This is a genomic window from Mycobacterium sp. URHD0025 (assembly GCF_000426065.1).
GTDB lineage: Bacteria > Actinomycetota > Actinomycetes > Mycobacteriales > Mycobacteriaceae > Mycobacterium.
Map to the genome: position 1 here is coordinate 421,199 of NZ_AUEQ01000006.1, position 18,740 is coordinate 439,938.

Consider the following 18,740-nt stretch of genomic DNA (forward strand, 5'->3'; position numbering starts at 1 on the left):
CAGCCCACGGGAATCGTAGGGTGCGGCGGCGTGATCGGCATCACGAGGTGACCTACACCCACTTTCCGCCGTCGACCCGCAAGGTCGCGCCGGTGACGAAGGACGCCCGGTCACTGCACAGCCATGCCGCGGCCTCGGCGATCTCGCCGGGCTGGGCCGCACGCCGCAGCGGGGTGTCGGCGATGAGGCTGTCCAGCACTCCTGGACTGGCGTCGTCCCACTCCTGGATCATGTCGGTCAGCGTCGGCCCCGGTGCCACTCCGTTGACCCGGATGCCTTCGGGGCCATAGGTGGCGGCGGCCGATTCGGTGAGGCTGTTGACACCCCGCTTCATCGCGCCATAGGCCGGCAGCTCGGGGTTGCTGTGAAAGCTTCCGATGCTCGAGTTATTCACGATGGCACCAGTTTTCGAGGTGGCGCGGATCGCGGCGATCTCGGCACTCATTGCCAGCCACACCCCTTTGAGGTTGACGCGGTAGACGTGGTCGAAGTCATCTTCTGTCACCTCGTCGAGCGGTCCTGGCGGCTGGATCGTCGCGCCGTTGTTGAAGGCGACATCGAGGCGCCCCCACAGGTCGACGGTGCGCTGCACGGCAGTGCGCACGCCGGCGCCGTCGGCGAGGTCGCACACCACGTACTCGGCGGTGCCCCCGCGCGCTCGGATGTCCTCGGTGACGGTCTTGAGTTGCGTCTGGGTTCTGGCGGCCAGCAGGACGCTTGCGCCTTCGGCGGCGAACAGTCGGGCAGCGGCGGCGCCGATCCCGCGTCCCGCGCCCGAAACGAATGCGATCTTGCCGTCCAGCAGGCCGGTTTTCGTCGGAGTAGTCACGACAACGAGGGTGCGTCGGATCGCATACCGCAGCCAGGTATCGCTGGTACCTGGCTACCGCGGCGACGGCGGGGAGAATGGACGCGTGGACAAGCGAGAGTTCGGCGCGTTTCTGCGCAGCAGGCGCGAGCGGATCAGTCCCGCCGAAGTGGGCCTGCCTGCCGGACCGCGTCGCCGCACCCCGGGGCTGCGTCGAGACGAGGTCGCGCACCTGGCGTTCATCTCCACCGAGTACTACACGCGGCTGGAACAAGCCCGGGCCCCGCATCCGTCGGGAGAGGTGCTTTCGGGTCTGGTTCGGGCGCTTCGGCTTTCGGATGCCGAGCGGGCGCACCTGTACCTGCTGGCCGGAGTGGAACCGCAACGACCGCCGGGGCCACCGCGGGTGGTGCGCCAGAGCATCGTCGATCTGTTGCAGCGGCTGCCGCAGGCCGCGGCCATCGTGGTGTCGGCCACGTACGAGGTGATCGCCTGGAACGATCTGGCCTGCGCGTTGATGGAGGATTTCTCCGCGCTGTCGCGCCGGGACCGCAACCTGGTACGGCGGGCTTTCCTGGGTCCGCGAGGCCCGGGCGGGCAGCGACTGTACGGCGTGTCCGACGCCGACGTGTTCGCCCGAACGTGCGCCCAGAACCTCCGCGCCACCGCGGCGCGTTATCCGGACGATCCCGAGACGGCCGAATTGATCGCCGAATTGCGTTCAGGCAGTGCTGAATTCGCTGAGCTGTGGGATTCGCATGACGTCAACGCCCGGCCGATGCTCTGCAAGACGTTCACGCATCCGGCGATCGGGCGGATTCCGGTCAACTGCGATGTGCTCGATATCGCCGACAGCGATCAGCACCTCTACATCTACACGCCGGAGCCGGGTTCGCCGGCCGAGGAGGCGATGCGGCTGCTGGCGGTGCTCGGCACCCAGCGCATGGACGTACCCGGCTGAGCCGGCTCCTCGGTCTGTACCCGCCGCTTGAGCTTCATGGCGTGCTTCTCGACGAGGAACCAACTCGCCGCGGCCAGCGGGATGGTGACCGCGGTGGCGACGACGAAGAACACACCCGGTGGCAACCAGGCCAGACCCATCATCGCCAGTAGTTGTTGGACCGGCCAGCCGTAGATGTAGATGCCGTACGAGATGTCGTTACGCAATTGTGGGCGAAACCGTTTCAACAACGCGCCGGACACGATGACGGCGTATGCCAACGGCAGTGCCGCAAAGACGCGGTAGTTCGGCAGCAGCCCGCCGGCCAGGACCAGGAACACGCTCAGCGCTACCAATGACCAGTTCGCCGGAAGTCTGTCGCGGAACTGATAGAGCAGAGCACCGGCGCTGAACGTCAGCGCGAAGCGAGTCACCATCTGTGGAATCGTCTCGACCTCGAGCACGGGGTAGCCCACCGCGGCGGCGCCGATCAGCGAGACCACGAACGCCGTCGGGATCGTCCAGCGTTTGCTCATCAGCCCGGCCACGCCCAGCACCGCGACCGCGGCGTAGCAGATCAACTCGAAGATCAACGTCCACAGCGGGCCATCCCAGACGCCCGGCCATGGGACTCCGACGGGGGAGCCGTCGATATCGCCGCGGAAGACGTTCAGCAGACCGTTGTTGACTGCCCAGTTCAGCTGTGACGAGAACGCCAGCGGTTCGCCGTGCTGCAGGAGCACGCCGATGGGCGCGATGACGAATGCGACGACGAGTACACAGACCCACAGGCCGGGGAAGATCCGCAGCAGTCGCGCTGCCGCGTATTCACGCAACTTGGGCCGTCGCAACCAACTCGACGTGATCAGGTACCCCGAGATCACGAAGAAGCCGTCGACCCACACTTCGGTGAGCAGCTGAGTGAAGGGGCCGCTCATCCGGCGGCCCGTGAGCGGCCAGGAGTGCTGCATGATCACCATCGAGGCGAAGACGAGCCGCCAGACGTTGAGTGCGTTGGAGTGCGGATCGAAGACTATGCCGAGTGTCTTGGTCTGTTGCCCCGGCAGCTGCGACGCCATCCGCGAATATTACTGCCACTGGCTAATGGCATGTTGCGGAACTCCGCGAACGCTTCAACGCTTCGAACAAACGTTCGATACACTGGCGTGGTGGGATGGCACAACGGGCCGCCGAGCTGGTCGGAGATGGAGCGGGTGCTCTCCGGCCGGTTGCTGCGGCCCGCCGAGGGCGACGGCGGAGACAGTCCGGCCTGGTCGCGTAAGCGCGGTAGCTATCAGCCACCCGAACTCGACCGGCCGCGAACGTCGGTCCGCTACGCCGAACTGCACGCGCATTCGGCGTACAGCTTCCTCGACGGCGCGAGTACGCCGGAAGAGTTGGTCGAGGAGGCGGCCCGGCTCAACCTGCGGGCGCTCGCACTGACCGATCACGACGGTCTCTACGGGGTGGTGCGGTTCGCCGAGGCGGCCAGGGAGTTGGACGTGGCCACGGTGTTCGGTGCCGAGTTGTCGCTGGGGAACATTCCCCGCACGGAGGATCCCGACCCGCCCGGCCCACATCTGCTGGTGCTGGCCCGCGGTCCGGAAGGGTATCGACGGCTGTCCCGGGAGATCGCCAAGGCGCACCTGGCCGGAGGCGAGAAAGGCAAGCCCCGCTACGACTTCGACGAGCTAACCGAGGCCGCCGGTGGGCACTGGCACATTCTCACCGGATGCCGCAAAGGCCATGTCCGTCAGGCTCTTTCCCGGGGTGGGCCGGAAGCTGCCGCCGCCGCGCTGGCGGATCTGGTGGACCGGTTCGGGGCCGACCGGATCAGTGTCGAGCTCGCCCATCACGGCCACCCGTGTGACGACGAACGCAATGCCATCCTGGCCGGCCTGGCCCCGCGGTTCGGCCTCGACGTGGTGGCCACCACGGGTGCGCACTTCGCCGCTCCCGACCGGGCCCGGCTGGCCATGGCGATGGCCGCGATCCGGGCCCGCAACTCGATGGACACCGCCGCGGGCTGGCTGGCCCCGCTCGGCGGGTCCCACCTGCGGTCGGGGGAGGAGATGGCCAGGCTGTTCGGTACCGAGATCGTGACGGCCGCAGCGGATCTCGGTGATCAGTGTGCCTTCGGGCTGGCGCTCATCGCCCCGCAACTGCCACCGTTCGACGTCCCCGCAGGGCATACCGAGGACAGTTGGTTGCGCGAGTTGGTGATGGCCGGGGCGGCCGAGCGGTATGGGCCACCCGAGCGGGCGGTGAAGGCATATGCGCAGATAGAACATGAACTGCGCATCATCGAGCAGCTGAAGTTCTCGGGCTATTTCCTTGTGGTGCACGACATCACCAGGTTCTGCCGGGACAACGACATCCTGTGCCAGGGCAGGGGATCGGCAGCCAATTCGGCGGTCTGTTACGCACTGAAGGTCACCAACGTCGACCCGGTCGCCAACGAGCTGCTGTTCGAGCGGTTCCTGTCTCCCGCCCGCGACGGCCCGCCGGACATCGACATCGACATCGAATCAGACTTGCGCGAGAACGTCATTCAGTATGTCTACGAGCGTTACGGTCGTGACTATGCCGCGCAGGTGGCCAACGTCATCACCTATCGCGGTCGCAGTGCGGTCCGCGACATGGCCCGGGCGCTGGGGTTCTCCCAGGGGCAGCAGGACGCCTGGAGCAAGCACCTCAGCAGGTGGGACGGGCGCCCGGATTCACCGGAGGCGGCCGAGATTCCGCAACCAGTGATCGAGTTGGCCACCCAGATCGCCAACCTGCCCCGCCACCTCGGCATCCATTCTGGCGGCATGGTGATCTGTGACCGTCCGATCGCTGACGTGTGCCCGGTGGAGTGGGCCCGCATGGCCAACCGCAGCGTGCTCCAGTGGGACAAAGATGACTGTGCGGCAATCGGTTTGGTCAAGTTCGATCTGCTTGGCCTCGGTATGCTCTCGGCGCTGCACTACGCCATCGATCTGCTGGCCGAACACAAGGGCATCACCGTCGACCTGGCCAAGCTGGATCTGTCCGAACCCGCGGTCTACGAAATGCTGCAGAAAGCCGACTCGGTCGGGGTGTTCCAGGTGGAGTCCCGTGCGCAGATGGCCACCCTGCCCCGGCTCAAACCGAGGGAATTCTACGACCTGGTCGTGGAGGTGGCACTGATCCGGCCGGGGCCGATCCAGGGCGGCTCGGTGCATCCCTACATCAAGCGGCGCAACGGATTGGAGAAGGTCACCTACGACCATCCATCGATGGAACCCGCGTTGCGCAAAACCCTTGGGGTGCCACTGTTCCAGGAACAGCTCATGCAATTGGCTGTCGACTGTGCGGGTTTCACCGCGGCCGAAGCCGACCAGCTGCGCCGGGCGATGGGCTCCAAACGCTCCACCGAGAAGATGCGCCGGCTGCGCAGCCGCTTCTACGACGGTATGCGACGGCTGCACGGCATCACCGGCGAGGTGGCCGAACGGATCTACGAGAAGCTGGAGGCATTCGCCAATTTTGGTTTCCCGGAAAGCCATTCGCTGAGTTTCGCGTCGCTGGTGTTCTATTCGTCGTGGTTCAAACTGCATCACCCCGCAGCGTTCTGTGCGGCGCTGCTGCGGGCCCAGCCGATGGGCTTCTACTCGCCGCAGTCGCTGGTCGCCGACGCGCGCCGGCACGGGGTGGCGGTGCACGGCCCTGACGTCAACGCCAGCCTGGCCTACGCCACACTGGAAAATCGCGGCATGGACGTGCGGCTGGGGGTGGGCAGTGTCCGCCATATCGGTGACGAGTTGGCCCAACGTATGGTCGACGAACGAAATGCCAACGGCCCGTTTGCCTCACTCATCGATCTGACCAACCGGGTACAGCTGTCGGTACCCCAGACCGAGGCGCTGGCCACCGCCGGCGCGCTGGGCTGCTTCGGGGTCAGCCGGCGCGAGGCGTTGTGGGCGGCAGGCGCGGCGGCCTCCGAACGGCCGGACCGGCTGCCGGGAGTGGGTTCTTCCTCGCATGTCCCTCCGCTGCCGGGGATGAGCGCGCTCGAGCTGTCGGCCGCCGACGTGTGGGCCACCGGTATCTCACCGGACAGCTATCCCACCCAGTACCTGCGCGCCGACCTCGACGCGCTCGGTGTGATTCCGGCCGACAAGTTGCTCGGCGTCGTCGACGGAACGCGGATCCTGGTTGCCGGGGCGGTAACTCACCGGCAGCGTCCGGCGACCGCGCAGGGCGTGACGTTCATGAACCTGGAGGACGAGACCGGGATGGTCAACGTGTTGTGTGCCCCCGGTGTGTGGGCGCGCTACCGCAAGCTGGCGCAGACGGCACCGGCACTGGTGGTCCGCGGCATCGTGCAGAACGCCACGGGAGCGGTCACCGTGATCGCCGACCGGATGGACCCGGTCCAACTGAGAGTCGGCTCCCGGTCGCGAGACTTCCGCTGAGCTCTGTGAGTTAGGTAACCCTTACTTTGTTGGATGAAATGGTGTTATGGTCAAAGTGCTCAGAGGACCTGAGCAATTTCGAGTCAAGCCGGAGGTCACGCAGGGCCCGAAGCGTGGAAGGGATAGCGATATGAACAGCATGTCCACCAGGCGGTTTCGCTGTACTCACAAGCCGGTGCACCCAATGTCACTGGGCGGCTCGTTGGGCGCTGGTGCAGCTCTATTGGGCGTGTTGTTCGGTCCGGCCCCCGTGGTCGGAGCGGCGCCATCCGGGCCGTCGTCGGTCGATCAGGTTGTCAGCCAGCTCAAGGCCAAGGGCTACGCCGTCGTGGTCAACAGATTTGGCACCGGACGCTCCGAGAACTGCGCGGTGACTGCGGTTCGGCCCGGCCAGACGTACTCGCGCACCGATCACGGGGTCCCGGGTGGCGACCTCTCCACCACTGTCACCGGTAAGACCGTGTATGTCGACGTCAAGTGCTGAGCTGCTCGACCCGCAACACCTAAGCTCATCAGAGGACCTTGCCGGTATCTGATGACGAGGAGGCTGGGGTGGCGGTTCGAGCGGTCGAACGTGATTCGCTTGTCGTGCAGTGCAGCGCCGAACTGAGTCGGCTGATCAAGCAGGGCGAGTGGCCGGTTGGTGCCCGGATCCCGAATGAGCAGGAACTGGCCAGGCTCCTCGGCGTCGGCCGGTCCACCAGCAGGGAAGCGGTGCGGTCCTTGATCGCCTCCGGGCAACTCAGTTCACGGCAAGGCTCGGGCACCTTCGTGGTTTCCGCGACCCCGGTATCAGAACTCGATCGTCAGATCAGGCAATCCGATATCGGCGACGTCACCGAGGTTCGGCTGCTGTTGGAGGTCGAGGCGGGCCGGCTGGCCGCCCATCGCCGCACCCGCGCGGATATCGATGAGATCAAGCGGGCCCTGACAGCGCGGCAGTCGGCGTCGACTACAGCGGACCTGATCGAAGCCGACCTGCGGTTTCATGCCGGCATCGTTGCGGCAACGCACAACTCGGTGCTCGTAATGCTGTACGACTCCTTCGGCGGGACGCTCCGGGCCACGGCCGAAGAGATCTTCTCCAGTCATGACCATTGGTCCGAGGCCACCGTCCGTCGCGACGAGAAGGCACACGCGGATCTCTACTCGGCAATCGAACGAGGCGACCCGCGGGCGGCGGCTCTCGTGGCCCGCCGCGTCATGGTGTGCACCGTCCCCGGGGCGCCGACGCGTTAGCGTGCCCAGTTCTCCTGCGGTGTCACGGCATTAGAGAGTTGGTCGCGCTGTCGCCCTGATTCGCGGTGGCCTGCGTGCTGTCCTCGAGCCCGGTCCGCAACAGCGACCACGCCATCCGCCGAGCGGCAGTGGCCCGCTCGTGCAAGAGACGTTGCACCGCCGGGATGGGATTGGTTTCGGGTGTGCGCCCCTCGACCACGTCTGCGTGCAGATCCTCGGCGACCTGGATGGCCATCAACACCGCGTCGTTGACCCGGTTGAGTGCATCCTGCAGCCGGTCGTCCTGGCTGACCAGGTGGGCGTTGTCCAGTTCGACCGAAACGTCGCTCACCACTTGGCTGATCTGCTCGAAGATCGCGTTCATCGCGGATTCCCGCTCGTCGCGGTCGGGGTTGCGCAGTTGACTCGCCCCTTCGGACCACAGCGTCGCGAGCATCCTGGTGTGTGCGCCGACGGCCCGTGACACTTCGATCATCGCCTGCTTCTGCAGTTGATCGAGCAGGTTGTTGCGTTCTATGCGGGCCAGTTCCTGCTGAGCCACGAGTTCGGCTTGATGCAGTTTCTGCTGGGACTCCATCTGCGCCCGATGCCACTTCTGCGTCAAGGCCAGTTCCAGCGCCGAGCGTTCGTCGGCCGCCGCCAGCTCCCGGCGCAGACGCTCGTCGGCGCTGGCGATGTCGTATTTGGCCTGCCGCTGGATGGTGAGGGTCAGCCACATCGTCACCATCACGACGACGAAGACGACGGCACCGAAGAACCAGTCGGCCTTGCTTCCCGCCTCGCCGGGGCTGAACACCAGGTACAAACCGATGGCCAGGACGCCCAGGCCGCCGCCCACCAGCCATCCGATACCGGCCCTTCTGTCGGCCGACAACGCCTTGGGGGCGGGGTCCGGAGCCAGCACGGCCACGCGCATGGGTTCGGTCGCGTCGCCGTTCTCGGCGTGATTCAACGGGGCGCCCCCTGAAGACTCAGCGACCCTTGTCGATTCAGTTAGTCCGGCCATGTCGACCTCCCGTCGGGCAAGCCTGCCACCGTGCCGGCGTTCAGAGTAAGGCCATCCTCCCCAGCGGGTGCTACCGGTCGGTGACTCCCGCATTCGCATACTCTGTTTTTCGTCATTCTTCAAGTGCCCCTAGCGATGACGGGCCGCTCCTCAACCGCTAGTGTCATCGGCGTGCTCACCGTGAGCGGCGGCGAATCGGATCCACAGGTCCGGTCACCGGCCGCTCGGTTTCTGTTGAACTTTTCGCTTGAGAATTGAGGGCCCATGGGACAAAACGCGACGCTGGAAGGTGATTCGGCGGTCATCGTCAGTCTGTCGGAAGCGGCGATGCACATGTATTCCGCCGCTATCGACGCACTGCCCTTCCCCGAGGACAAGAAGTTCCACAAGCGCGCCGACGTCGTCCTGTCCGGCCTGCGGAAGCTGCGCGCCTCCCTGTCCGAGGCCGCCAGCAGCAACCGGCCGTCTCCCGCGGTCATCGTGGCGCTGAGCGGCGTCCGTCAGCGGTACGACTCGCTGATGGCCCACGCCGCCGCGGCGCCGGGATCCTCTCTGGGACAGCAGATCTACGTCACCCGCGTCCACGCCAAGCTGTCGGCGCAGGAAGTGGCCAACGGCGCCGGTCTGCGTGACGGCCTGCTCGACGAACTCGAGGCCGGCGCAACGCCGACCGACGCGGAGGCGCAGAAGATCCGCGACACCATCGCGGCGCTGGGCGGGTTGCCCGGCGACGACCACGGCATCCATGCGGTTCCGAACCCGGTTGAATACGGGTCGTCCGAAGAGTCGCAGGCCAACGGCTGGGAACCCGTGCTGGTCTCCGAGAACGCCGGCTGATAGACCCGTGCGACGTCGTCGATCCGGCGACGGTTCGCTACCTTCATCGGTTAGCTGAGTTTCACTGCGGCGCACGATGATTGACAGCTCCCCAGCAAACTGCTGGGGAGCTGTTCGGGTTTCGGTGGACGTTTCGCTGAACGTTGTAGTCTCGCGACATGACAGCCGAACCAGCCCTGAACTTGACCGTCGATGAACTCCTGACCACCACTCGCTCGGTGCGCAAACGTCTCGACTTCGAAAAGCCGGTGCCGCGCGAGGTCATCACAGAGTGCCTGGACCTGGCGCTTCAGGCACCCACCGGCTCGAATGCGCAAGGCTGGCAATGGGTTTTCGTCGAGGACCCGGCAAAGAAGAAGGCGCTGGCCGACATCTACCGGTCGAACGCCAACCCGTACCTGGATCTGCCGAAGCCCGAGCGCGGTGACATCCGCGACCAGCAGATCGATGCGGTGATGAGTTCGGCCAAGTATCTGAACGAGAACTTCGAGAAGGCACCGGTGCTGCTGATCCCGTGCCTGGAGGGCCGTCCCGACGGAGCGCCCGCCGGCATGTCCGCGTCGTTCTGGGGGTCGCTGCTGCCCGCGGTGTGGAGTTTCATGCTGGCGCTGCGGTCCCGTGGCCTGGGCTCGGCATGGACGACGCTGCACCTGCTCGGTGACGGCGAGAAGCAGGCTGCCGAACTGCTGGGCATCCCGTTCGATCGGTACGCGCAGGCGGGACTGTTCCCGATCGCCTACACCGTGGGAACCGATTTCAAGAAGGCCAAGCGCCTTCCAGCCGAGCAGTTCTCCCACTGGGACAGCTGGTGACCCCGGGCGTCCTGGGGCACCTGTTGCCCCAGATGTTTTTGTGAAGCAGGAGTATGAAGTCTCTGTGAGATTCGGGCGTGGGTCGCGTGGCGGCCCACGCCCGTTGCGTAACTAGACGCCGCCGGCGAACCCGTGTTGGCGCCATGCCTCATAGGCGGCGACGGCCGCGGCATTCGAGAGATTCAGTGACCGTCTGCCCGCGAGCATCGGAATACGCACCTGTGCGGTGATATTGGGATCGGCGAGGGTCCGCATATCCAGTCCGGTGGGTTCGGGGCCGAACATCAGCACGTCTCCGGGTTGGTAGGAGACATCGGTGAACGGGGTCGACGCGTGCGCGGTGAACGCGTAGACGCGGGCCGGCATCAGCTCGCGCCAGGCGGCTTCCAGATCGGCGTGCACCGTCACCGATGCCAGGTCGTGGTAGTCCAGGCCGGCCCGGCGCAGCTTGGGTTCGGAAAGGTCGAAACCCAACGGCTCGATCAGGTGAAGCTCGCACCCGGTACCTGCCACCATCCTGATCGCATTACCGGTGTTGGGTGCGATGCGGGGAGAAAAGAACAACACCCGGAACATCCGACGATGATCGTACGAAGGCGCGTCGATGAGCTAATCGGGACCGAATTGAGGTGTGAATCGGCACCTCGAATAGGAACCGAAAAGCGGCATCCGATTCGGCAAGGACAGCACTGTTTGCTCGATTACCACACAACTGCGCTACGGCTCGGTCACGAACTCTGTCTGTTCAGTAAGAATTGTGGAAACGCTCGCGAGCTGCTGTCATACTCGTGCAATTGCCAAGGCGTTTGACGCCCGCCCCTGCGTGGGCGGAAACAGCAGGAAGTCTTATGAAACACGCCCCACGAGTAAATTGCGGCCACACAGCCGGTAGCACGGTTGGGCGCCGATGACTGCCTTTACGCAGCTGAAACAGGCTGACGGCACCCTCGTCGAATTTTCCCCCGCACCATCGGCTCCGGCCAAGCGCCCTTCGCGCTGGTCGCCTGCCAACTGGCCGGTCACCAGGAAGGTTCTGGCGATCGTCCTCGTGCCGTTGATCCTGGCCGCGACGTTCGGTGGCTTGCGCATCTATGCCAGCGCCGACGCTGCAGGCGATCTGCGGGTGGCGGCCGATCGTGCCGAATTGATCCCCGATATCGACAGATATATGGCCGCCATGGAGGGCGTGCTCATCGCAGCCACCGAGGGTGGCGACGGACAGTCGGCGGTGTCCACGTTCAACGAGCGCAAATCGGACCTGCAGCAACGGGTGGACGCCACCGATGTGCCCGAAGATGTCGATCAGGCCGTGTCCGGGCTTCTCGGCAAGGGACAGCAGCTCGTCGACGCGGTGATGTCCAATTCGATCGATCTGCGTCAGCGCATCCTCGACTATGGCCCGCTGCTGCTGACCGGCGAAGCCGCGATCACCGGCTCGGTGCACAGCAACCAGCAGGCGGTTGCCGCCCAGGTGGAGGCCCTGGCCCGAGCGGTCGGTGCCCGCGGTCAGATGGCGATCCAGCGGATGCTGGTCAACCGGGGTGGGGACGAGCCGGAGCCGCTGCTGCGCACGTCGATGATCACGATGGCCGGTACCGAGCCGTCCACGGTCGCCGCGCTGACCAAGGTGCTCGGCGGTGGCTCCGAGGAAGCGGCGACGCTTCGTGCCGAGATGGTCAAGCGCATGGCGATGATGTCGAATCCCGGCATCCCGCTCGTCGGTAACCCGGACATGCTGGCCTCGCTGGATGCGACCAACAAGATCGCCGAGCAGATCATCGAGGACACCACCGCGGCCATTCCGGCCGCCGTGGAGGCCCAGGCCAACGAGGCTCGCAATGACGCGGTCCGGGACGCCATCCTCGTGGCGACCGCGATCGTCAGCGCCATGGTCATCGTGTTGTTGGTGGCCCGCTCGCTGGTTCGCCCGCTGCGGACGCTGCGCGACAGCGCGCTCAAGGTCGCGCACCAGGACCTGGCGAAGGAGATCGAGCGGGTCCGCGCCGGCGGCGAGCTGGTGCCGGTCATCCCGATTCCCGTGCAGACCACCGAAGAAGTCGGTCAGGTGGCCCATGCCGTCGACGAGCTGCACGAGCAGGCGGTGTTCCTCGCCGGGGAACAGGCTCAGTTGCAGTTGCAGGTCGCGGACATGTTCGAGACGTTGTCGCGGCGCAGCCGCTCGCTCGTCGACCAGCAGTTGTCGCTCATCGATCAGCTGGAGCGCAACGAGGACGATCCGGAGCGTCTGGAAAGTCTGTTCCGGCTCGACCACCTGGCCGCCCGCATGCGACGCAACGGCGCGAACCTCTTGGTGCTGTCCGGCTCCAAGCTCGCACGTGAGCACAGTCGTCCGGTGCCACTGGCGACCGTGATCAATGCCGCGGCCTCGGAAGTGGAGGACTACGCCCGCGTGGTCACCGCATCGGTGGCCGACGTCGAGATCACCGGTTCGGTGGCGGGCGACCTGATCCACCTCCTGGCGGAGTTGCTCGACAACGCGCTGCGTTACTCACCGCCGATCTCGCAGGTGCGGGTGTCGGCGGTGCATGCGGCCAAGGGCGCGTTGGTGATCGAGGTGAGCGATGTCGGCCTGGGCATGACCGAGGCCGACCTGCGGGTCGCCAACACCCGTCTGCAGTCAGGCGGTGAGGTCAACCCATACACAGCGCGTCACATGGGTCTGTTCGTGGTCGGGCGCCTGGCCACCCAGCACGGCCTGGTGGTGCGGCTGCGCAGCACCGTCGCCGAAGAACCGAGTTCGGGCACCACGGCAGGGGTGTACATCCCTGCCACACTCTTGGCCCGCGACGGTGGCGACGCGGTCGACGACCTGCCTTATGGGCGGCCCGTCGACGCCCATGCCGGGATCGCGACGGCCTTGTCGTCGGACGCCGACCCGGCCGATGCGTCGGTGTTCGGGTCGGGCCCGGACGAACCCCACATCAACGGCGCCGAGGTGCCGTTCGACCTGCTGCCCCAGCGCAGTCCGGGTGCCAGCGGCATCTCGGAGTTGCCGGGCACGCTTGCCCCACAACCGGAACCGGACGCCGACGCGCCGGCCGAGGAGCAGGTGGAGGAGCCCGAGGGTGAGCCGGTCGGGGAGTGGCCACAGCAGTGGCCGGTGCATACCGAAGAGAGTGCGGCCCTGGCCAAGGGCGAAGCAGCCAAGGGTGAGGCCGGCGCGGGGTCCGAGACGGAAGCCGATGACGACGTGGAGGCCGGGCGCCAGGCTCCGACCAACACCTCGTCGTTCTTCGCCTCCCGCGGGCAGGCCGCCGTCAACGGCGTCAACGGTGCCGGGGCGGTCAACGAACTCAACGGACTCAACGGACTCAACGGGCTGAACGGTCACAGCGGTCTCAACGGTGCCAGCGACCTGAACGGCCACAGCGGCCTGAACGGCGCCGAGGGCGTCAACGGTGCGGCGCATCATGCCGAGCGCGTACCCGAGGAACCGGTCGAAGCCGTCGCGGCCGAGGACGAAAGCTCGGATGTCCAAGGCGACTCGATCTATCAGTCGATGGTCTCGGAATTCGAGATCGACCCGACCACGCATGTGCGCAGTGCCGACCTGGACTGGCAGACGGTCTGGGAGAAGGGCTGGTCGGTGGCTGCCGCCGCGCAGGATGCGCCGGTCGACCAGCACACCGAGGAAGGCCTGCCCATGCGTACGCCGGGCGCCCGTCTCGTGCCGGGCGGCGTCGCAGCCGTCGCCGCGGCATCCGGCGAGTCCAACGGCCGTCACCGCAACGGTGGAGTGCACCGTAACGACGACGGCTCCGAGGCGGTAGCATCGGCAGACGAACCTGACAGCGGCATGTTCGCGGCATTCAAACCACGCGATCCCGAGGCTGTCCGGACGAGCACCAGCAACCTTTTCGGAGGCGTGCACGCCGGACGATCGCATGCCCGTGAGACCAGAGGAACCGATAACGAATGACCCGTCCGACGCAGCGCGACTCCCTGGACTGGCTCGTGTCCAAGTTCGCCCGCGAGGTTTCCGGGGTGTCCCACGCGGTGCTGGTTTCGGCCGACGGACTACTGATGGCAGCCAGCGAACACATGCCCATCGAGCGGGCCGACCAGCTCGCCGCGGTGTCCTCCGGCCTGGCCAGTCTGGCCACCGGCGCATCCCAATTGTTCAACGGCGGCCACGTGATGCAGTCGGTGGTCGAGATGGAGAACGGCTACCTCCTGCTGATGCGGGTGGGTGACGGCTCCAACCTGGCCACGCTGACCGCCCCGTCGTGCGACATCGGACAGGTCGGCTACGAGATGGCCATCCTGGTCGAGCGGGTCGGTGCGGTGGTGCAGTCCTCCCGCCGCACGCCGCAACCGTCCTGAGTCCCCTGACCCCTTCTTGCCCTTCGCGAGGTGCCTGTGGACGAACCAGAAGCCACTGATCGACCGAGTTTGGTGCGGCCGTACACATTGACGGCCGGCCGTACCGACTCACGCGTGCATCTTCCGCTGGAAGCACCGGTGCAAAAAACCGACACGACGCGCGAACCGCGTTGGACGGGGCACGATGTGCGCGCACAGATCGTAGAGTTGTGCACCGGCAGTCCTTCGGTTGCCGAGATTGCCGCACATTTATCCCTCCCCCTCGGCGTGGCGCGCGTGCTGATCGGGGACTTGGTGACGCAGGGTTATCTACGGGTGGAAGCCACCCTCGATGATTCGGCTAGCTTCGACGAACGCCGCGAATTGATTGGAAGGACCCTGCGTGGCCTACGAGCACTCTGATCCCCGCTCGGCCTCCGGCGGTGGCGCCCCCCGACGTGGGGCCGCGTCCACCAAGATCGTCATATCCGGCGGGTTCGGGGCAGGGAAGACGACTTTCGTGGGCGCGGTGTCCGAGATCATGCCGCTCCGTACAGAAGCGTTGGTAACCAACGTCTCTGAGGGTGTCGACGCCCTGGACGGAACCCCGGACAAGCGCACCACCACCGTCGCGATGGACTTCGGCCGGATCACCCTCGACGAGGATCTGGTGCTGTACCTGTTCGGTACACCCGGACAGCGCCGGTTCTGGTTCATGTGGGACGACCTGGTGCGCGGCGCGATCGGTGCGATCATCCTGGTCGACGTACGACGCCTGCAGGACAGCTTCGCCGCGGTCGATTTCTTCGAGGCCCGCAAGTTGCCGTTCATCGTCGCGGTGAACGAGTTCGACGACGCACCAAAGCATCCCACCCAGGCCGTGCGCAAGGCCCTGGCGCTGCCGGAACACATCCCGGTGGTGGCCGTCGATGCCCGCGACCGCAACTCGGCCAAGGCCGCGCTGATCGCGGTCACCGAGTACTCGTTGACCACCCTCAGCGCGCTGCCCGGCTGAGGCGTGGCAGCTGACGAAACGGCCTGGGCGGACAGGGAATTCACCGGCGTCGATTTCCGGACCGACGAATATGACCGCGCCCTGAGCCGGTTGCGCACCGATCGTGTGGTGTTCACCGAGTGCGATTTCAGCGGCGTGGACCTGTCCGAGTCACAGCATTTCGGCTCGGCGTTCCGCAACTGCACGTTCCGCCGCGCCACGCTCTGGCACAGCACGTTCACCAACTGCAGCCTGCTGGGTTCGGTGTTCACCGAGTGCCGGCTGCGGCCGATCAAGATCGTGGAGTCGGATCTGACCCTGGCGGTGCTCGGCGGCTGTGATCTGCGCGGCGTCGACCTGTCGGACTGCCGGTTGCGTGAGGCCAGCCTGGTCGGGGTGGACCTGCGCAAGGCGGTGCTACGGCAGGCGGACCTGACCGGCGCCCGGGTGCAGGACGCCAAGCTCGACGAGGCCGATCTGCGCGGCGCCCGCGTCGACCCCACGTTCTGGACCACCGCGAAAGTTCGCGGCGCCAAGATCGACATCGCCCAGGCGCTGGCCTACTCGGCCGCCCACGGTCTCGACGTCCACGGCGGCTAGCTTCTCAGCGAGACGAACTCAGCCGGCCTTCAGGCGGATCTTCCAGCGCACGAAGCTGACGTAGAACACGGACAGCGCGGCCAGCATCGCCATGTCGAAGAGCCACGTGCTGGTGGTGTGCTCCCAGTGCGCGTCCTTGGGTGTCAGTGGCCCGGGTACCAGGCGGATCAGGTCGACGGTCGAGGCCGACGCGGCAAAACCCCACCGTGCGGGGGTGATCCAGGACAACTGGTCGAGCCCGACACGGCCGGTCACCGGAATCATGCCGCCGGAGAACACCAGCTGGCTCATGATCGCGACCACCAGCAGCGGCATGATCTGCTCGTTGGATTTGGCCAGCGCCGACAGCGCCAGGCCCACCATCGCGGCGGTGACGGTCGTGGCGGCCATGCTGGCGAACAGCTCGAGGGATCGGTTGGGCAGGAACACGCCCTTGTCCACCGCGCCTTCGCCCCAGCCCTTGCCCGCGATGGTGATGGCTGTGACGATCGCGGACTGCACGATGGCGAACACCGAGTACACGCAGACCTTGGCCAGCAGATAGGCGGTGGTGGACAGGCCGACGGCCTGCTCACGGCGGAAGATCGCCCGCTCGCCGATGAGGTCGCGGATGGTCAGTGCGGTGCCCATGAAGATCGCGCCGACGTTGAGCAGCACCAGGATCTGGCCCGGCTCATTGGGTGCGTCGCCCATCGGGTTGGGTACGCCGAAGCCGACGGTGCCGGGCACCGACAGCGACAACACGCCCATGATGAACGGCAGCAGCGCCAGGAAGATGAAGTAGCCGCGGTCGGAGATGATCAGCCGCATCTGCCTGCGGGCGATCGTGGAGAACTGGCGCAGCAGGCTCGTCTTGGCGGGTTCACCCAGGTCGGTGGGCTGTTTCGAGGATGCCTCGGCCGCGGGTGCCGGGCCGGTGCGGGCCAGAAAGCGCCGGTGGGCCTCGGCCGGATCGCCCGCGACGGTGCTGAAGATGTCAGCCCAGTTGGTGGTGCCGAGTTCGGGGCCGATCTGGTCGGGCGGGCCGCAGAAGGCCGTCTTGCCGCCGGGGGCCAGCAGCAACACCTGATCGCACACGTCGAGGTAGGTCAGCGAGTGCGTGACGACCAGTACCACACGGCCGGCATCCGCGAGCTGGCGCAGCATCGTCATCACCTGGCGGTCGAGCGCCGGGTCCAGGCCTGAGGTGGGCTCATCGAGGATCAGCAGTGACGGGCCGGTCAGCAGTTCGAGTGCGACCGAGGCGCGCTTGCGCTGTCCGCCGGAGAGCTTGTCGACGCGGGTGTCGAGGTGCTTGGTCATCTCGAGTTCCTCGAGCACCTGCATGACGACCTGTTCGCGGTCTTCCTTGGTGGTGTCGGGTGGCAGCCGCAACTCGGCGGCGAACATCAGCGCCTGCCGGACGGTGAGCTGGCCGTGCACCACGTCGTCCTGCGGGACCATGCCGATCCGGGAACGCAGCGAGGCGTACTCGGCGTGGACGTCGTGGCCCTCGAAGGCGACGGTGCCGCTGGTCGGATGTGTGTAGCCGGCGACCTGTTTGGCGAACGTCGACTTGCCCGCGCCGGACGGCCCGATGACCGCCGTGAGGGTGCCCGGCCGGGCGTCGAGCGAGATGTTGTCGAGCAACGTCTTGTTGCCCTCGATGGTCCAGGTCAGGCCGCGCACCTCGAGCCCGCCGGTGCGGGTGTCGGCCTCGGTCTCGCTGCGGCGCACCAGGGTGCCGCCGGAGAACACCAGGTCGACGTTGCCGATGGTGATCACGTCACCGTCGTGCAGCACCGCCGAGTCCACCCGCGCGCCGTTGACGAACGTGCCGTTGATGCTGCGCTCGTCACGGATCTCGGTGCCGCCGGGCAGAGGGATCAACGTGGCGTGATGCCGTGAGGCCAGTACGTCGGGGATGACGATGTCGTTGTCGGTGTTGCGGCCGATCTTCACCGCGCCTGCCGGCGCCGCGGCGGTGCGCCCGGGCCGCAGGATCTTCATCATGCTGGTCGCGATGTTGCCGCCGGGCTCGCTGCTGCCGCGGTCTGGCGTGGCCGCGGGACCCATCGTGGTCGGGGCCTGGGCCGGGTTCGCGTTGTTGCGGACCGGCTGCGACTGATACGCCTGCGGCCCGCTGGGGTGACCGGCCTGCGGCCCGCTCGGATACCCGGCTTGTGGTCCGCTGGGGTAGCCGCCCTGCGGCCCGCTCGGGTATCCGGTCGACGGCGTCGGGTAGCGCGGTTGCGGGCCGGAGGCGTAGCCCGGGCGCTGGGCCGCAGGTGGCTGACCGTATTGCTGGCGTCCGGGAGCGGCTGCCTGGGTGGGCCAGGCGCCGCTGGGCCGGTTGGCGATCGGTACGGCCGCGGTCGGCGTCCGGCCGACGGAGCCCTGGTGTCGTCCGACCTCGAAGGTCACCTGGGGTCCGTCCGGGTTGCCGATGTTGACCACCTGGCCGTCATGGATGTCGATCGAGGGCACCCGGCGGCCGTTGGCGTACATGCCGTTGAGGCTGCCGTTGTCGATCGCGACCCATCGGCCTTGGTCGAAGCGCAGCACCAGGTGCGCGCGCGAGATCAGCGGGTGGGCAATGCGGACGTCGGCTCGGAGGTCTCGGCCGATGACGACATCGTTGCCCGGGGCAAAGGTACGGGTCGATCCGTCGTAACGAACGGTCAGCGCAGGGCTCATCGCGCTCAACTCTATCGGTACTTTTCACCGGGGCTGGGCCGTTGCGGCGGTGTCGCGGCGTGTGAC

At 66.6% G+C, this 18,740-nt stretch carries 16 protein-coding genes; 11 read left to right on the forward strand and 5 right to left on the reverse strand.

Features of this window, described 5'->3' with window-relative positions; genetic code table 11:
- Positions 1-52 precede the first annotated feature (52 nt).
- Positions 53-829 (reverse strand): SDR family NAD(P)-dependent oxidoreductase, encoded by a 777-nt coding sequence (locus H977_RS0106470; protein WP_029107086.1) that lies wholly within the window; start codon positions 827-829, stop codon positions 53-55.
- 85 nt (positions 830-914) lie between these two features.
- Here H977_RS0106470 and H977_RS0106475 point away from each other — a divergent pair, with 85 nt between their 5' ends.
- Entirely contained in the window at positions 915-1,769 is an 855-nt protein-coding gene (locus H977_RS0106475; RefSeq protein ID WP_029107087.1) for a helix-turn-helix transcriptional regulator, read from the forward strand.
- Here the strand turns inward: H977_RS0106475 and H977_RS32645 are convergent.
- Entirely contained in the window at positions 1,682-2,827 is a 1,146-nt protein-coding gene (locus H977_RS32645; protein ID WP_081681638.1) for an acyltransferase family protein, read from the reverse strand. The genes H977_RS0106475 and H977_RS32645 overlap by 88 nt on opposite strands.
- A 90-nt stretch (positions 2,828-2,917) precedes the next feature.
- Between H977_RS32645 and H977_RS0106485 the strand changes: the two genes are divergently transcribed.
- From H977_RS0106485 to H977_RS0106495, 3 genes are all read left to right on the forward strand, one after another.
- Positions 2,918-6,187, forward strand: coding sequence for an error-prone DNA polymerase (locus H977_RS0106485; protein WP_029107088.1), 3,270 nt, complete (start codon positions 2,918-2,920; stop codon positions 6,185-6,187).
- 184 nt (positions 6,188-6,371) lie between these two features.
- A complete protein-coding gene (locus H977_RS0106490) occupies positions 6,372-6,671 on the forward strand; it encodes a hypothetical protein (protein ID WP_036475235.1) in 300 nt (99 codons plus the stop codon).
- Between the two features lie 68 nt (positions 6,672-6,739).
- On the forward strand, positions 6,740-7,426 hold the full coding sequence (locus tag H977_RS0106495) for a FadR/GntR family transcriptional regulator (RefSeq protein WP_029107090.1): 687 nt from the start codon (positions 6,740-6,742) through the stop codon (positions 7,424-7,426).
- 22 nt (positions 7,427-7,448) lie between these two features.
- Here H977_RS0106495 and H977_RS0106500 read toward each other — a convergent pair whose 3' ends face one another.
- A complete protein-coding gene (locus H977_RS0106500; RefSeq protein WP_029107091.1) occupies positions 7,449-8,378 on the reverse strand; it encodes a hypothetical protein in 930 nt (309 codons plus the stop codon).
- 318 nt (positions 8,379-8,696) lie between these two features.
- Here H977_RS0106500 and H977_RS0106505 point away from each other — a divergent pair, with 318 nt between their 5' ends.
- Positions 8,697-9,269 (forward strand): hypothetical protein, encoded by a 573-nt coding sequence (locus H977_RS0106505; RefSeq protein WP_029107092.1) that lies wholly within the window; start codon positions 8,697-8,699, stop codon positions 9,267-9,269.
- A gap of 158 nt (positions 9,270-9,427) precedes the next feature.
- Positions 9,428-10,081 carry a nitroreductase family protein gene (locus H977_RS0106510; protein WP_029107093.1) on the forward strand — a complete coding sequence of 218 codons (654 nt, stop codon included), beginning with the start codon at positions 9,428-9,430 and terminating at the stop codon, positions 10,079-10,081.
- 111 nt (positions 10,082-10,192) lie between these two features.
- Here H977_RS0106510 and H977_RS0106515 read toward each other — a convergent pair whose 3' ends face one another.
- Positions 10,193-10,657, reverse strand: coding sequence for a tRNA (cytidine(34)-2'-O)-methyltransferase (locus H977_RS0106515; RefSeq protein WP_029107094.1), 465 nt, complete (start codon positions 10,655-10,657; stop codon positions 10,193-10,195).
- 331 nt (positions 10,658-10,988) lie between these two features.
- Between H977_RS0106515 and H977_RS0106520 the strand changes: the two genes are divergently transcribed.
- The 5 genes from H977_RS0106520 to H977_RS0106540 are packed head-to-tail and all read left to right on the forward strand — an operon-like array spanning position 10,989 to position 15,998.
- Complete coding sequence (locus tag H977_RS0106520) at positions 10,989-14,021, forward strand: HAMP domain-containing sensor histidine kinase (RefSeq protein WP_029107095.1); 3,033 nt, start codon at positions 10,989-10,991, stop codon at positions 14,019-14,021.
- Complete coding sequence (locus H977_RS0106525) at positions 14,018-14,425, forward strand: roadblock/LC7 domain-containing protein (protein ID WP_029107096.1); 408 nt, start codon at positions 14,018-14,020, stop codon at positions 14,423-14,425. The genes H977_RS0106520 and H977_RS0106525 overlap by 4 nt, the downstream gene beginning before the upstream one ends.
- A gap of 36 nt (positions 14,426-14,461) precedes the next feature.
- Positions 14,462-14,827 carry a DUF742 domain-containing protein gene (locus H977_RS0106530; RefSeq protein ID WP_029107097.1) on the forward strand — a complete coding sequence of 122 codons (366 nt, stop codon included), beginning with the start codon at positions 14,462-14,464 and terminating at the stop codon, positions 14,825-14,827.
- On the forward strand, positions 14,808-15,419 hold the full coding sequence (locus H977_RS0106535; RefSeq protein ID WP_029107098.1) for a GTP-binding protein: 612 nt from the start codon (positions 14,808-14,810) through the stop codon (positions 15,417-15,419). Before H977_RS0106530 ends, H977_RS0106535 begins: the two co-directional genes overlap by 20 nt.
- 3 nt (positions 15,420-15,422) lie before the next feature.
- Positions 15,423-15,998 (forward strand): pentapeptide repeat-containing protein, encoded by a 576-nt coding sequence (locus H977_RS0106540; RefSeq protein WP_029107099.1) that lies wholly within the window; start codon positions 15,423-15,425, stop codon positions 15,996-15,998.
- Positions 15,999-16,016: 18 nt separating this feature from the next.
- Here the strand turns inward: H977_RS0106540 and H977_RS0106545 are convergent, their stop codons facing one another.
- Positions 16,017-18,674 carry an FHA domain-containing protein gene (locus H977_RS0106545; protein WP_029107100.1) on the reverse strand — a complete coding sequence of 886 codons (2,658 nt, stop codon included), beginning with the start codon at positions 18,672-18,674 and terminating at the stop codon, positions 16,017-16,019.
- Positions 18,675-18,740 lie beyond the last annotated feature (66 nt).